Consider the following 14135-nt stretch of genomic DNA (forward strand, 5'->3'; position numbering starts at 1 on the left):
GGGCAGAGGGGCAGGGGGGCAGGGGGGCAGGGGGGGCAGGGGGGGCAGGGGGGGCAGGGGATCGGTCGGGTATCGGGGAGTACGGGGGTCATCGCCCCGGCCGGGGTGCGAAGTACGCCAGTGCGGCACCCGCCACCAGCGCGAGGCCCTGGGCCATCTGCTGCCAGAACGTCGGCACGTTCAGCAGGGTGAGGCCGTTCTGCAGGCCGCCGAGGAAGAGCACACCGGCCAGAACGCCCAGGATCGAGCCGGAGCCGCCGGTGAGCGCGACCCCGCCCACCAGCACGGCGGTGAGCACGGCCAGTTCGAAACCGGCGCCTGAGGTCCCGGCGACCACACTGTCGAGCACCGACGCCTTGATGGCTCCGGACAGGGCGGCGGCGATGCCCGTGACCACGAACAGGGCGAACGGCGTACGGCGGATGTTGATGCCGGACAGGTGGGCGGCCTCCCTGTTGACGCCGATGGCGAACACGTGGCGTCCGGCCGGGGCGAGGGCCAGGAACAGAGCGCCCGCGGCCAGGACGATCGCGGCGACGACGACAGGCGCGGCGATCCCGGCGACCCGCGCCCCGCCCAGCCAGGCGAAGCCGGAGCCGAAGCCGCTCAGGGGCAGCGGGAACAGCTGCTGCGCCAGACCCCGTACCGCGGTAAGCATGCCGAGGGTGACGATGAACGGCGACAGGCCGAGGTAGCAGCACAGCAGGCCGTTCACGGCGCCCACCGCGGCCCCGGCGGCCAGCGCCCCCAGCACCGCGACGGCGGGCGACTGGTGTTGCGGTCCGGCCAGCCATCCCGCGACCAGCCCGCCGAGGGCCAGCGTGGAGCCGACCGACAGGTCGAGGTAGCCGCTGATGACGAGCAGGGCGAGCGGTACGGCGACGATGGCCAGGGTGGCGGCGTCGGTGGCGATGCCGCTCAGGTTGGCCGGGTTGAGGAAGCTGCCCGTGGAGACCTGGAAGACCAGCACCATCGCGGCGAGCACGGCGATCAGGGGGTGGCGTCGTACGGCGGTCAGGCCTCCCGTGGCCAGGACGCGCGGGTGGGGCAGGACGCGGTCGGCGGTGGTCATGCTGCTCCTTCGGCGGACGCGGAGGCGGCGTCGGTGTCGGGGCCGGTGTCGTGCACGGCCGACAGCAGGGCTTCTTCTGTCAGGTCGGCGCCGCAGAGTTCGCCGATGATCCGGCCGCCGGCGACGATCAGGCAGCGGTCGGCGAGGGCGACGATCTCCTCGGGGTCGCTGGAGGCGAACAGCACACCCGTGCCCTGTTCGGCGGCGAGGGAGGACACCACCCGGTAGATCTCCTGCCGTGCGCCGACGTCCACTCCCTGCGTCGGCTCGTCCAGCAGCAGCGCCTCCACGTGCCGGGCCTCGTTGATCCACCTCCCGAGGACGAGCTTTTGCTGGTTGCCGCCGGAGAACGCGGCGGCCGGGAGCCCCGGTCGGTCGGGGCGCAGCCCCACACCCGCGGCCACGGTGGCGAAGAGGCGCCGCTCGGCGCCCAGCGCCCGGAGGCCGGAGCGGGCGAGGGGGCGGATGGCGGGCAGCAGCACGTTGTCGTGCGCGCTGAGTGCCGGGAACAGGCCCTGTGCGCGCCGGTCGGCCGGCACCAGGGCGATCCCTGCGGCGAGCGCGTCGGCGGGCCTGGCCGGGGCCACGGTGCGCTCCCCGAGCCGGATCGTTCCGCCCGAGGCGCGGCGCCTGCCGAACAGGGTCTCCAGCAGGCGGGTACGGCCGGAGCCGATGAGGCCGAACAGCCCGAGACGCTCTCCTTCGGCGACCGTGAGGCTGACGGGTCCGAAGCCGGGGCCGCGCAGGCCGTCGACGACAAGCCGGGGCGGGCCGGGTGTGCGCCCGGGGCCGCGTGCGGGCTCCTCGGCCTCCTCGGGGGGCCGGCCGGCGATCGCCGCGACCAGTTCGCCTCGGGTGTGTCCCGCCACCGCGGAGTGGTGGGCGACGCGGCCGTCGCGCAGCACGGTCACCGCGTCCGCGAGCCGCTCGACCTCCGACAGCAGGTGGGTGACGTAGACGATGGCCAGTCCCTGGGCGCGCAGGTCCTCGACCCGCCCGGCCAGGGCGTCGCTCTCCGCGCCGGACAGTGCCGCGGTCGGCTCGTCCAGGACCAGCACGCGGGCGCTGCGGCTGAGCGCCTTGGCGATCTCCACCAGCTGCCGCTGTCCCATGGGCAGGTCGCCCACGCGGTCGCGGGGGGAGCACGTGGCGGCCACCCGCTTCAGCAGCTCGGCGGCGGCCCCGTCCTGGGCGCGCCGGTCGATGAGGCCGCGGCGGGTCCACTCCTGGCCGAGGAAGATGTTCTCCGCCACCGTCAGGTTGTCGACCACGCTCAGCGTCTGGAAGATGATCGCGACGCCCGCCGCGATCGAGTCGCGAGGGCTGAGGCGGGCGTACGGCGTTCCGCTGATCTCGATCGTGCCGGAGTCCGGCGGGAAGGCGCCGCCCAGGCACTTGATGAGGGTGGACTTCCCGGCGCCGTTGTGGCCGAGCAGGGCGTGCACCTGCCCAGCGGTGACGGTGAGATCCACGTCGTCCAGGGCCCTGACTCCGCCGAAGGACTTGGTCAGTCCGCGGATGCGAAGGTTCGTGACCGTCATGGCGCGGCCTACGCGTTCTGGGCGAGCAGCGCGTCGATCTTCGCGGTGTCGCCGCGCTGCACGAGCGCGATCGGCACCTGGACGCTGGGGTTGGCCTTGCCCGCGGCGACCGCGCGCGGGACGTCGACGATGGCGGCCGCGATGTCGTTCGGGGCGAGGGCCGCGGAGGCGCGGTAGAAGGTGCCCTGCTTGACGGCGAGGAGGGAGGGGGCGGAACCGTCCTGTCCGCCGACGAAGGTCCGGGCGTCGTCCTGGGCGCGGCCGACCTGCTGGAGCGCCTTGAACCCGCCGTACGCGGCCGCGTCCGTGACGCCGAGGATCATGTTCAGGTCGGGGTGCTTGGCGAGGATCGCCTTCGCCTTCGACAGCCCGGTGTCGGGGTCGATGGCCTGCTCCTGTGCGACCACGTCGACGCCGGGGGCCAGCTTGGTGAACGCGTCGACCATGCCCTTGGTGCGCTCGCGGCCCAGTTCGATGGTGCTGTCGGTGAGAAAGGCGATCTTGCCCTTGCCGTTCAGGGCCTGCTCGGCCCACTTCGCCGCCGCCTCGCCCAGCAGGGTTCCGCCCTTGCGGAAGCTGAACTGGATGTCGGCGCTCTGGTGCTCCAGCGAACCGCCGTACGTCACCCAGATCAGGCCCGCGTCCAGGGCCCGCTTGGCGATCGGTTCGGCGGCCTGGAAGACCATCGGGAACGACACGATCGCCGGGACCTTTTGGGCGACCCAGGTGTTGAGGTTGCTGGCCTGAGTGTCGGAGTTGGCGTTGTCGCTCGTTGTGAGCATGGAGAGGCCGTGCTTCTTCGCCCGGGCCGAGGACAGCTTCACCAGCGTCGAGTACAGCGGGAGCTGGGAGAAGGGGTAGTCCAGCCCGATCTTCGTCAGCTTCGTCCCGCCCGAGGCGGAGGACTTCGCGGACGCGGACGCGCTCTCCGGCGCCGAGCAGCCGGCCGCGGTCAGCGCCGTGGTGGCGACGGCGGCGCCGGAGAGGGCGAGGAACTGTCTGCGCGAGGCCGACGGGCGGGCGGTGGATCCGGGGGTCATCATGGTGGGCCTCTTCGAGGGATGTGCCCGCGAGCCGCGGGCGTCCGGTGGTGCGAAAAGGAAAGACCCGGGGCGCGCCGCGCCGCCATCCGTACAAATACCGATCGGGTGCGGTGGCGTCGCCCTGCGGCGGCGATCCGGTTACGGAGCGGTGAAGACCTTGCCGGAAGAGGGCCCCGCCCATATCGTTGGGGCCCAAACGACCCTTGGGATCCCGGGCCACTCCGGAGGCTCGCATGCTCAGCCACCACCAGGTCGCGGCGGCCACCCGCATCGGGATGCTCACCCGCGAACCCGACACCGTGTCCGCCGGCGCCGAGGCACTGCGCGAACTCGCCCGCGCCCTCCCGCTGGACGCGGCGACACTGCTCGCCATCGACCCGTTCACCGGCGACCACGTCCAGGTGGCGGGCATCGGCTACACCGCCGAAAGGTCCCAGGCCCTGGCCGCCGAGTTCGTCGCGACCCCGTGGTACCGCAACGTCGTGCACCAGGAGCTGCCGCCGTCCATCTCCGAGGACACCGACGGCGTCGGCCCCCGCTTCCGGCACGGCTGGTTCTACGCCGAGCGGGTACGCCCCGCCGGGTTCCGCGACGGAGTGACGGGCGCGCTGCGCCACCATGGCCGCCTCGTGGGCCTGGTGCACCTCTCCACGGAGAACGCGGGCGCCTACGACACCGACGCGCGCCGTCTGCTCGCCTCCGTCATGCCGGCCCTCGCGGCGCTCGCCGACCCGGTGCCGCAGGCCGCCGACCTGAACGACGTGGCCGAGGCGAGCGCCACGAGTCTGGTGACGGACGGTGGAGTGATCGACGTACCCGGCAGGGACCGCGTCCGGGTCCTGCGCGACGAGGCGTTCCGGCCGCTGCTGCGGGCCTTCGCCGACACGGGCGGCCGGCGGCTTCGCCTGCTGTGGCCGGTGGAGGGCGGCTGGCACCGCGTCACCCTCCACCGGAAGCAGTCCGTACGGAGCCTCGTGGCGGACGCCGTGCTCGTGGTCGAGACACCCACCGAGCTGCCGTACGGGCTCAGCCCCAGGGAACTGGAGGTACTGACCCGGGCAGCCCTGGGACAGACCAACCAGGCCATCGCGCAGGCGCTGTTCCTGTCCCCGCGGACCGTCCACACCCATGTGGAGCACCTGCTGCGCAAGACCGGTGTCGCCTCCCGCGCCGAGGCCACGGCCCTCGCTGTCCGTGACGGTCTGCTGCGCCCGGCCCCGGACCATCTGGCCCGCTTCGTCGAGCGGTGACCGGGCCGTCCGGCGCCGGGCGCGCCGTACAAGACGGACTACACGGTCATCGCCTCCACCCGCCGCATGACCTCGCGGCAGAACGCCCCGACCCCCTCGGGATCGTCGATGAACTGGTTCGGCTTGACGCAGAAGGTGGTGAAGCCGAGCTCCAACTGCTCGGGGATGGAGGCGAGGGCCGCACCGAGGTCCGCCGGTGAGTGGTCGTCGGGGAAGCGGGCCTGGGTCCCGCCGATCATCTCCAGCTCGGCGATGTCGCGTCCGGCCCCGGTCATCGCGTCCTTGAGCGCCTGCAGGTCCTCGGGCGTGGGCCGGCCGAGCGGGTGGAAGCCGTGGCCGTACCGCACCAGCCGCCGCAGGACGGGGCCGTGCAGGCGCTGCCCGCCGAACCACAGCCGCGGGCCTTCGGGGCGGTACGCCCTGGGCTCGAAGTAGACGTCCCGGAACGGATAGTGGTCGCCGTCGTGGGAGATCGGGGAGGGCCCCCACGACTTCGCCCAGACCTGAAGGTGTTCGTCGAGCAGCCGCCCCCGCCTTTCGAACGGTACGCCCAGCGCCTCGTACTCGTCCCTGCTCCAGCTCACGGTGGGCTGCACCAGGAGCCGCCCCTCGCTGATCAGGTCCAGGGTGCCGAGTTCGCGGGCGAGCACCAGCGGGTGCCGCAGCGGCGCGAGGACCGCCGCGGCGGCCAGCCGCAGCCGGGAGGTGACCGAAGCGATGGCGGCGAGCAGGATCAGCGAGCTCGGCCAGGGGGTGTACGGGTCCTGGTTGCCGGGGAGGGCGTAGTCGCGCGGGTTGCCCATGATGCCGGCGGCCGCGGCGTCCGGCCCGAGGACGATGTGCTCGCTGACCATGACGGCGTCGAAGCCGGCGTCCTCGGCCTCGCGGGCCCACCGCACGGCGGCGGGCAGGTCGGCCCGGCCGCCGGTCAGCGTCCAGTTCTCGCTCAGCACGAGGAGCATGCGGGGAGGGGTGGAGGTGGGCATGTCCGTACTTCCTTCAGTTGTCGAGGTGCTGCTGGGGGTCAGAGGTCACGGGGTGCCCGAACGATGGGAGTGGGGCGGTGGGCCGTTCAACTGCGACGGACAGACCGAGGAGAGCGCGCGCCCGGCGATCGATCCGTCACCGAAGCCGAGAAGCTCGGCGGCGTCCCGATCCGCCGGGACCGGATCGCGGCCGTGGCGAATATCCACCCGGCCGCGTCCGCGGTGCGGCAGCACCTGGAGAACTCCATGCTGCGCGAGTCCGACCCGCCGTGCTCCAGCGCGTCGAAGAGACTCTGCTTGGCAGGGTGCTGGCGCAGGACGCCTCCGCCTTCTCCGCACCCGCCGCTTCCGCGACCACCGATCCGGCCTCCAGGGCGACGGGTCGCGGGCAGCGGCAACCCCGAGTGCGTGTCGGGCGACTTCCGGGTCGAAGTCGTGCTGGACGGTCAGCGGCGCCTGGGCGTACGGGACGAGGAAGAGGATGGTCGGGGCCGGCTCCGTCTGTTCCCGGGAGACGGTCTGCTTGTCCACACGGATCACCTGCCTGCGAGGGCATGTTCGTTTCGACCCAAACGAGTTTCGCCCCTCATGGTGGGGTGGAGGCATCCGTTTGACAAGGGGCAGAAGTACGGATGGCGCCCGCGGCTCAGCTCCTTACCCTGCCGTGCCCTGCCCCCCCCCCCGGAACCCCCGCCCCCGCTCCGTCAAGCGTGAGGTGAAGTTCTCGGACATGCGCGGCCGTTGGTCATGTGGAAGCTGGGCGAGGTCGCACCTGGAGAGACCGCTCCGGTACGTCGGCACGGTCGAGCGGACTCGACTCCGTCGTGTGAGGGAAGACCGGCACGGGCACGCGAGGCCCTCGGTACCTCACTCACGACTCGGTTCGACCATCGGCTCACGGACGACCGCGACGCCTCCCGTCCAACGACGGAGACCGCCCTGACATGGCGCTCGCCCTGTACTCCAGCGACGACGACAGTGAGACGTGGAAGGTCCTCAACGTCATCGCGACCGGCGGCCGGCAGGGCGGCAGCGCGGGCGCGATCGGAAGGAACGTCGCCACGGCGAACACGTACAAGCAGGTGGATCCCCTCTGGGAGCCGTACGTCCGGGCTGCTGCCGCCGGACGCTGATCCGAGGCGGCGCGGGGCCGAGGAGCCGGCGTGTCGCACCTCAGCCCCGGGCCATCGCGACCGCCGTCGTCTCAAGGACGAGGAGGTCCGCGAGGTCGGGGCCTCGGCCCGTGCGCGAGAAGGCCGCACTCCTCCGCTGCGTCCGCCCAGATGTGGGAGCGACGGACTGCCGGTCGAAGGTCGCGAACGAACCGTGATCATGACGGCCACGAGCGCTGTCGGCCGGCGGCTGACGGGCTCCGCCGGCCACCGGCGGAGCCCATTGTGGTCTTCCGAGCGGTCGTCATCAGTCCGCCGTCTGTGTCGCGTCGGTCGTCACCCTCCGCAGGAGCGGCTTGCTGCAGCCGATCGCGGCGAACATGGCCAGCGCGCCGATGACCACGCAGACGGCGAGTTGGACCGCACCGGAGGTGTTCATCGAGACCCCGGCCAGCTGGTTCAACTGGTACGCGCCGTAGACGCCCATCGCGGTGGTGCCGCCGGCCAGGACGGCCAGGGGGAGGACCGTCTCGCGGACCCGCGCCCGGTTCAGCACCCTCAGCGGGGTTCCGGCCAGTCGCAGCAGGCCGTAGACGCGGCGCCGGTCGAGGACGTTCGCGGCGGCGGTCAGCCCGGCGGAGGCGGCCGCGACGAGGAAACTCATGACCAGGGTGGCGATGCCGACCACGGCGACACGGTCCGCGATCACGTTGTCCGGGGCGCTCACGTAGTCCTGGGTGAACGGCAGTTGGCCCGCCCCGAGGGGAGTCAGCGCGGTGACGGCCGTGTCCACCTGGTCCTGGCCCCCGGAGACGTGGGCGATCAGGCCCGAGTTGCCGCCCAGCACATTGTCGAAGTCGTCCTCGGAGGGGACGCTGACGGTGGCGGTGACGCCCGCTTCGCGCAGCAGGGTACGGGCCTCGGTGGCCGTGTGCCGGGCGGCGGCGCTGTCCGCGGCCACCACGGCCACCTGGCCGTGGTTGGCGGAACCGTCGATGTCGAGCCCGATGACGGAGAAGAAGCCGGCCACGAATCCGGCCAGGACCAGGCCGCTGACGGTGCGCCAGGCGCCGCGCGGGTCATCGCTGAGCCGGCGGGCCGCCAGCAGGGTCGCCGGGCGGCGGGCGAAGCGGCCCGCGATCCGGCCCAGCCGGTCCACGACCCACGGGCCGAACAGCCAGAACGCGCCGTAGAACAGCGCCAGTAGGGCGATCAGCTGCTGGGTCTTGAGCTGGCCGCCCTGCGTGGAGATCAGGACGTAGCCCAACACCACGGCGAACAGCACGAGGCGGATCATGCGGGTGCGGCGCGGATCGGCCTGCTGGGCGACGCCCAGGGGGGAGGTGGCCACTTGGCGCAGCGTCGACACGGCGCTGACGGTGATGAGCGCGGTGACCGCCGCCACCACCGCCGCGAGCCAGGGCAGGCCCACCCACAGCTGGCCGGTGTACCAGCGGCCGATGCCGTAGGGAATCCGTGCGAGGGCGGGCAGCAGGGCCGCGTAGGCGAGGGCGCCCGTCAGTGCTCCGGCCGCGCCCACGGCCGCCGACTCCGCGGCGGTCATCGCGAGGATCTGCCGCGGGGTGGCCCCGGCCAGCCGCAGCGCGGCGAGCCGCTGCTCACGCCGGGCGGCGCCGAGTCGCCCGGCCGCCGCTGCCAGCACGACAACGGGCGCCACCAGCAGCGTCACACCCATCACCGCCGTCTGCTGGTCGCTGCCGGTGAAGATGCTCGGCTTGGGCTTGGGCGCGGAGAACCCGGCGATGTGGGCCCGCTCGGTCTGCCCCTCGTCGAACCAGTTGCCGCCGCCGGCCGCCTTGGACACCGCCGGGTCGGACGGCGCCCGGCCCACCACGGCCACCAGCTCGTCCGGGGAGGCGAGTCCGGCCGCGCCGATGGTGCCGTAGGACGCCGGCTTCGGGAAGCGGTCGGCCAACTGGCTCGCCGGCAGCTGGTGAATCAACTCCGCCAGCGCTGGGGAGAGGTACACCTCGCCCTTCTTCGGGAAGGCGCTCAGACCGGGCGGGGCGGGGGTCGCCGCGCGGCCGGGCAGCTGGGACAGCGACACCACGGAGACGACGTCGTGGCGGACGTACGTCGTGGCCAGGGCCTGGACGGCGGTCGCACGCTCGGCGGACACGGCGGCCGGTGTGCGCCAGGTCGTGTGGTCGGCGCGGACGCCGGAGCCGAGGGTGGCGGCGACCATCACCAGCAGCACGAAGGCGCCGACGGCGGCGCCGGCCGCGAGCAGGTGGCTCTGCAGGCCGCGGCGCCCGGAGGACCGGGTCAGGTGCCAGGTCAGGGGCAGGACGGGGGAACGCATCGGCATCTCCGCTGAGAAGGGCTGAGGGGAAGGGTCAGGCGACGGTGTACCGGCTGTGGCTGTGGCTGCTGATCCGGCCGTCGCGGACCTGGAGGATCCGGTCGCAGTGGGCGGCGACGTCGGCGTCGTGGGTGACCATGACCAGGGCGGCGCCCTGCTCGCGGGTGACGGACGTCAGCAGCCGTACGACCTCCTCGCTGGTGGTCTGGTCGAGGGCGCCGGTGGGCTCGTCGGCGAAGACCACGTCGGGGTCGACGACCAGCGCGCGGGCGATGGCGACGCGCTGGGCCTGGCCGCCGGACAGCTGCCCGGGGCGGCGCTGCTCCAGCCCGGCGAGGCCGAGCGGCGCGAACCAGCGGCGGGCCCGTTCGACGGCCTGCCTGCGCGGTGTGCCCTCCAGCATCAGCGGCAGCGCGACGTTCTCCTCGGCGGGCAGCTCGGGCAGCAGCTGGCCGAACTGGAACACGAACCCGAACCGCTTGCGTCGCAGCGCGCTGAGCCGGTTCTCGCCCAGCTTGTCGACCCGCTCGCCGCGCAGCAGGACTTGGCCGCCGTCCGGGCGGACGATCCCGGCGAGCGTGTGCAGCAGGGTGGACTTGCCGGACCCGGACGGGCCCATAATGGCCAGCGAGTCACGCTCGCCGACCTCCACATCCACACCGGCCAGCGCGGTGGTGGAGCCGTACTTCTTCACAAGGCCGTGACCGGCCAGGACGATGCTCATGATGGGGCTACTCCGGGGTGAGTGTCAGCGCTGGAATGTCCAGGTGACGGAGGGGCTTCAGCCTCCCCCGCGGACACCGTCGCCCGCCTCGGCCGAACGGCCAGCTTCCGGGCCCGGCTCTCAGCCATTCGGCCGACCCAGAGGACGCCTCTCCGGGGCGGTCCGCCGCGGCCTGCTGGATCTCACACAGAGGTTCAGGCCGGACGGACACCAACTCGGACGGACCCCTTAGAGGGAGCGAAGAAGGCGGCTATGAGGCTCCTGCATCCCTGCCTGGCCGGCCCCGCCCACATCCCGGCCGAGCAGCCGGGCAGATTATCGGACGGGGGTCTCGCGCGAGGATGAGGCCGACCCGAGCCGACGACCACGCGAGTCAGCGGAGTTGTGGATCACGAGTGGGCTCCTCTGGCGGGGCTCTACTTCGACCTCGGTCGAGCTGCCTTGGGGACGCCTGCCTCTGCTCGGGGCCGGGCAGAAACGGAAGCGGTCAGCACCACCATGCGCTGGGCTCCCAGCACGACGCGTACGAGGCCCTCGCCGCGCTGCGCGACCGCATCGAGACGACGCCCTGGCGCGGGGAGCGGGGGCGGACCGCGCTACAGGTACTGCGGGCACATGTGGCCTTCGCCGAGATCGCGGGCGGCGGCCCACTGCACCACGCCAGTGAACGGCAGACCACGGAGGAAGCGGGCATCTCCCGCACGACGCCGCGGGCCGTCTACGAGACCGTCGTCAAGCCGCAGGGCTGGCTGCGCCGACTGCGAGTCGGACACGGCCGGGAGGGCTCCACCTGGTACCTGAGGGACGGCAGCGCCCTCGGTCAGGCTCCTCGGCAGTGCCGCCCTCATGCTCATCAGCGCCCTGCACCAGCGCCCCGCCCAACCACCGCACCGGGGAGACCTGGGCACTCGCACCGCGCGCACTGGAAGGCTTCGGTGTCACCGGCGGTCGGGGCCGCCGCGGGGAGTGACTCGCTGGGAAGGAACTGAACGGTGGTCCCGGTCGTGCCGTCGTGGGCGATCGGGCCGGGCCGGTCACAGTGTTCAGGCGGTGAAGGAGGTCTCGGCGGGGACCTGGGCCGCCGTCTCCGCGGAGGCTCCGCGCGGGGGCAGGCCGTGGCGCTTGCGGAAGTACGTGGAGAAGTCCTCGTCGAGACGGCGGATACCGTCGGACCGGTCGCGGCGTTCCTGCCGTGTCTGTGCCTCCATCGCCTCCTGGTAGTTGGTCGTGGGATCCGGCAGTAGGGTCAGCTGGATGCGCAGGCCCAGTCCCGTGGTCTTCAGGAGCAGGGCCCGGACCGGCGCGGGGGGCGGGGTCATGCCGTGGACCCGCCAGGTGGTCGGGTGCATCGTCGACGTGGCCAGAGCGCGGGCCAGGCCGTGCAGTGGCCTGGGGAAGTTCCGGTAGGCGAACTGGTCCAGGATGGCCAGCGTGACCCAGCGGCCCTCCTCGTTCTCAGGCCAGGGCCGGTTCTCGAACTCGTCGACGAAGGCCATCAGGGAGTCCCAGTCCTCGGGCATGTCCATGATCGTGTTGCCGTGCTCGTCGGTGAAGAGCTTGGACATCTCGAACCAGAAGCGGTGCGCGGCGATCTTCTGCTTCTCGGTGTACCCGGGCAGGGGTCTGTCAAACGAGCGGTGTAACTGGGGTTGTTGGAGTTACTGACGGGCTGCGGAGAGGCGGCCGTCGAAGGTGATGTCGAAGGCGTTCAGTGCGGTCTTCCAGCGCATGGTCCAGCGAGCCTGTCCCTTGCCGGTGGGGTCGAGGGACATGATCGCCATGTAGACGCATTTCAGGGCGGCCTGCTCGTTGGGGAAGTGTCCGCGGGCCTTGACCGCCCGGCGGATACGGGCGTTTACCGACTCAATCGCGTTCGTCGTGCAAACGATGCGGCGGATCTCGGTGTCGAACCGCAGGAACGGGGTGAACTCCTCCCAGGCGTTCTCCCACAGTTTCACGATCGCCGGATACTTTCGGCCCCAGGTATCGGCGAACTCGGCGAACCGGTCCAGGGCAGCCTCTTCGGTGGGAGCGGTGTAGACGGGCTTGAGGAGCTTGGCGATCTTGTCCCAGTCCTGGCGGGCGGCATAGCGGAAGGAGTTCCGCAGCAAATGCACGACACAGGTCTGCACGATCGTCCGGGGCCAGAGCGTCTCCACCGCTTCGGGCAGGCCCTTGAGCCCGTCGCAGACCAGCATGAGCACGTCGCTGACGCCGCGGTTCTTAATCTCCGTGAGGATGTGCAGCCAGTGCTTGGCGCCCTCGCCGCCGTCGCCGGCCCACAACCCCAGGATCTCCCGTCGGCCTTCGGCGGTGACGGCCAGGGCGACATAGATGGGCCGGTTGGCGACCGCGCCGTCGCGGATCTTGACGTGAATGGCGTCGATGAAGACGACCGGATAGACGGCGTCGAGCGGGCGGCCCTGCCATTCGGCCATGCCCTCCAAGACCTTGTCGGTGATGGTGCAGATGGTCTGGCGGGAGACCTCGGCTCCATAGACCTCGGCCAGGTGGGCCTGAACCTCGCCAGTGGTCAGGCCCTTCGCGGCGAGTGAGATGACCATCTCGTCGACGCCGGTCAGGCGCTTCTGCCGCTTCTTGACGATCTTCGGTTCGAAGGAGCCGTCGCGGTCGCGGGGCACGGTTATCTCCACCGGGCCCACGTCGGTCAGCACGGTCTTGGAGCGTTTGCCGTCGCGGGAGTTGCCGCCGTTCTTGCCGGCCGCATCGTGCTTGTCATAGCCGAGGTGGTCGGTGATCTCGCCCTCCAGGGCGGACTCCAGCAGCCGCTTGGTCAGTTGCTGCAGCAGCCCGCCCTCGCCTGTCAGCTGCAGGCCCTCGGCCTGGGCCCGGTGCACCAGCTCGTCGATCAACTGGTCGTCCACTGCCTTCGCCGACACCGTCTCTGCCGACTCGACAGACTTGGGATCGATCACGTTCTCACTGGTCATCGATGCATCTTCCATGATCGGGAGTTACACCGAACGTCTTACAGTCCCCTTCTCACCATCGGCTCTTGTCAGAATGGTGCTCTTTCACTGGAGGTCGAGCCGACGGCGCCTGCCGCCGTGGGGGTTTGCACGGACCGAGCGACCAGGGTCGGCACAGGCAGACTCGTCACCACGAACAGGTTCACGATGTCTTCCCGATCCATGAAAATGATGTGACGCCGCTTCGCCGCATCGAGACTGTTGATGATCCATGACCGCGCCGGTTTGGTGATTTCTCCGCCAGCCACGATGTAGCGTGATCGACCAGGACATGTCAGTTGAAGTCTGGGTCGAAAACCTCATGTCCGAGCATCATCAATGTCTGGTTGAGAATCTCGGCGACGTTCACCTTCCCCTGCCTCGACATCCCGGCTGCATCGAGCTTGTTCTTCTTGACCTGAAGCCCGAAGTAAATGGCGTGACTGGTCGGCAGGACGAACTTCATCCAGATGTCCTTGCCGAATTCCAGCGCCTTGTCCTTATGACCAGTCGCGGTGATGCGCTGATACCCGAGCTGCCGGAATAGAGGCAACAGCACTCTCTCGATCAAGTCGTCCTCTGAGCACCTATCGAGATAGGCGATCAGATCGTCCCGACGCTGGCGCTCAACACATCCGATGAACGAGTCCGCTGTTCTCGGCGGGCGCTCGGCGTAGGGGAAATGCTCGGGATCCGGGATCGGAGTCCAGCGAGTCCCATGTCCTGCGAATCCCATGTCCTGTGAATCCGACGAACCTGACGAACCTGATGAACCTGACTGACGGTCCCGGACGGCGGTTGCGGGCCGCTTCGGCAGGCCGCCGCCGTTGCCGGATACCCGCCTTGCTTGCGCCGCGAGCGACCACTCTGCTCTGTCCGGCGTCTGACCGGTGTACGCACCACAGACCGCCGAAGGGTGATTCCGGCCGGACGGTGCGTCCGTGACGGTGAGTCCGATCCGGAAGGCGTTCGCCGCGGAACCCTGGAGGTCACGCCCTGGGCGCCCACCGCGTGCAGGGTGCCCGGCACCGCACCTTCCACCCGGGATTCAGCACCGGGGGACAGGTCATCATCCCCGTACCCTGGATGGCGGCCGTCGACTTCAGTGGCGCCGG

At 71.1% G+C, this 14135-nt stretch carries 11 protein-coding genes and 2 pseudogenes; 3 read left to right on the top strand and 10 right to left on the bottom strand.

The genetic code is table 11. The annotated features are described in order from the left end of the window. Positions 1-88: 88 nt before the first annotated feature. Genes IM697_RS28860 through IM697_RS28870 form a run of 3 tightly spaced genes read right to left on the bottom strand, consistent with a single transcriptional unit; the run spans position 89 to position 3656 of the window. Positions 89-1072, bottom strand: a complete 984-nt coding sequence (locus tag IM697_RS28860) for an ABC transporter permease (protein WP_194039023.1) — start codon at positions 1070-1072, stop codon at positions 89-91. Continuing rightward, positions 1069-2613, bottom strand: a complete 1545-nt coding sequence (locus tag IM697_RS28865; protein WP_194039024.1) for a sugar ABC transporter ATP-binding protein — start codon at positions 2611-2613, stop codon at positions 1069-1071. The genes IM697_RS28860 and IM697_RS28865 overlap by 4 nt, the downstream gene beginning before the upstream one ends. A gap of 8 nt (positions 2614-2621) precedes the next feature. Then, on the bottom strand, positions 2622-3656 hold the full coding sequence (locus IM697_RS28870) for a sugar ABC transporter substrate-binding protein (RefSeq protein ID WP_228044208.1): 1035 nt from the start codon (positions 3654-3656) through the stop codon (positions 2622-2624). 233 nt (positions 3657-3889) lie between these two features. Here IM697_RS28870 and IM697_RS28875 point away from each other — a divergent pair, with 233 nt between their 5' ends. Further along, entirely contained in the window at positions 3890-4906 is a 1017-nt protein-coding gene (locus IM697_RS28875) for a helix-turn-helix transcriptional regulator (RefSeq protein ID WP_194039025.1), read from the top strand. 38 nt (positions 4907-4944) lie between these two features. Here IM697_RS28875 and IM697_RS28880 read toward each other — a convergent pair whose 3' ends face one another. Further along, positions 4945-5892 (bottom strand): TIGR03619 family F420-dependent LLM class oxidoreductase, encoded by a 948-nt coding sequence (locus IM697_RS28880; protein WP_228044209.1) that lies wholly within the window; start codon positions 5890-5892, stop codon positions 4945-4947. 63 nt (positions 5893-5955) lie between these two features. On the opposite strand from IM697_RS28880, the pseudogene IM697_RS45020 reads away from it, so the two are divergent. Both IM697_RS45020 and IM697_RS28885 read left to right on the top strand, forming a co-directional pair. Next, a pseudogene (locus IM697_RS45020) lies at positions 5956-6156 on the top strand (hypothetical protein); the annotation flags it as partial. Positions 6157-6797: 641 nt separating this feature from the next. Further along, positions 6798-7001, top strand: a pseudogene (locus tag IM697_RS28885) (RICIN domain-containing protein); the annotation flags it as partial. A 310-nt stretch (positions 7002-7311) separates the two neighbouring features. Here IM697_RS28885 and IM697_RS28890 read toward each other — a convergent pair. The 6 genes from IM697_RS28890 to IM697_RS28910 all read right to left on the bottom strand — a co-directional run bounded on the left by IM697_RS28890 (position 7312) and on the right by IM697_RS28910 (position 13756). Further along, entirely contained in the window at positions 7312-9327 is a 2016-nt protein-coding gene (locus tag IM697_RS28890; protein ID WP_194039026.1) for an FtsX-like permease family protein, read from the bottom strand. A gap of 34 nt (positions 9328-9361) precedes the next feature. Beyond that, positions 9362-10051 carry an ABC transporter ATP-binding protein gene (locus tag IM697_RS28895; RefSeq protein ID WP_194039027.1) on the bottom strand — a complete coding sequence of 230 codons (690 nt, stop codon included), beginning with the start codon at positions 10049-10051 and terminating at the stop codon, positions 9362-9364. A gap of 1043 nt (positions 10052-11094) precedes the next feature. After that, the gene (locus IM697_RS28900) at positions 11095-11616 is read right to left on the bottom strand and encodes a hypothetical protein (RefSeq protein ID WP_194039028.1); all 522 of its coding nucleotides are present in this window, start codon (positions 11614-11616) and stop codon (positions 11095-11097) included. 93 nt (positions 11617-11709) lie between these two features. After that, positions 11710-13002 (bottom strand): IS256 family transposase, encoded by a 1293-nt coding sequence (locus IM697_RS28905; RefSeq protein WP_228044210.1) that lies wholly within the window; start codon positions 13000-13002, stop codon positions 11710-11712. Positions 13003-13070: 68 nt separating this feature from the next. Continuing rightward, positions 13071-13289: a hypothetical protein gene (locus IM697_RS45025; RefSeq protein WP_228044211.1), complete on the bottom strand. Its 219-nt coding sequence runs from the start codon at positions 13287-13289 to the stop codon at positions 13071-13073. Between the two features lie 26 nt (positions 13290-13315). Further along, complete coding sequence (locus tag IM697_RS28910; RefSeq protein ID WP_228044212.1) at positions 13316-13756, bottom strand: hypothetical protein; 441 nt, start codon at positions 13754-13756, stop codon at positions 13316-13318. Between the last annotated feature and the right edge of the window lie 379 nt (positions 13757-14135).

The sequence above is a fragment of the Streptomyces ferrugineus genome (assembly GCF_015160855.1).
Lineage (GTDB): Bacteria > Actinomycetota > Actinomycetes > Streptomycetales > Streptomycetaceae > Streptomyces > Streptomyces ferrugineus.

Excerpts from the sequence above, each read along its gene's own strand:
- IM697_RS28860 (WP_194039023.1), bottom strand. The coding sequence starts at position 1,072 with ATGACCACCGCCGACCGCGTCCTGCCCCACCCGCGCGTCCTGGCCACG.
- IM697_RS28865 (WP_194039024.1), bottom strand. The coding sequence starts at position 2,613 with ATGACGGTCACGAACCTTCGCATCCGCGGACTGACCAAGTCCTTCGGC.
- IM697_RS28870 (WP_228044208.1), bottom strand. The coding sequence starts at position 3,656 with ATGATGACCCCCGGATCCACCGCCCGCCCGTCGGCCTCGCGCAGACAG.
- IM697_RS28875 (WP_194039025.1), top strand. The coding sequence starts at position 3,890 with ATGCTCAGCCACCACCAGGTCGCGGCGGCCACCCGCATCGGGATGCTC.
- IM697_RS28880 (WP_228044209.1), bottom strand. The coding sequence starts at position 5,892 with ATGCCCACCTCCACCCCTCCCCGCATGCTCCTCGTGCTGAGCGAGAAC.
- IM697_RS28890 (WP_194039026.1), bottom strand. The coding sequence starts at position 9,327 with ATGCGTTCCCCCGTCCTGCCCCTGACCTGGCACCTGACCCGGTCCTCC.
- IM697_RS28895 (WP_194039027.1), bottom strand. The coding sequence starts at position 10,051 with ATGAGCATCGTCCTGGCCGGTCACGGCCTTGTGAAGAAGTACGGCTCC.
- IM697_RS28900 (WP_194039028.1), bottom strand. The coding sequence starts at position 11,616 with ATGTCCAAGCTCTTCACCGACGAGCACGGCAACACGATCATGGACATG.
- IM697_RS28905 (WP_228044210.1), bottom strand. The coding sequence starts at position 13,002 with ATGACCAGTGAGAACGTGATCGATCCCAAGTCTGTCGAGTCGGCAGAG.
- IM697_RS28910 (WP_228044212.1), bottom strand. The coding sequence starts at position 13,756 with ATGGGATTCGCAGGACATGGGACTCGCTGGACTCCGATCCCGGATCCC.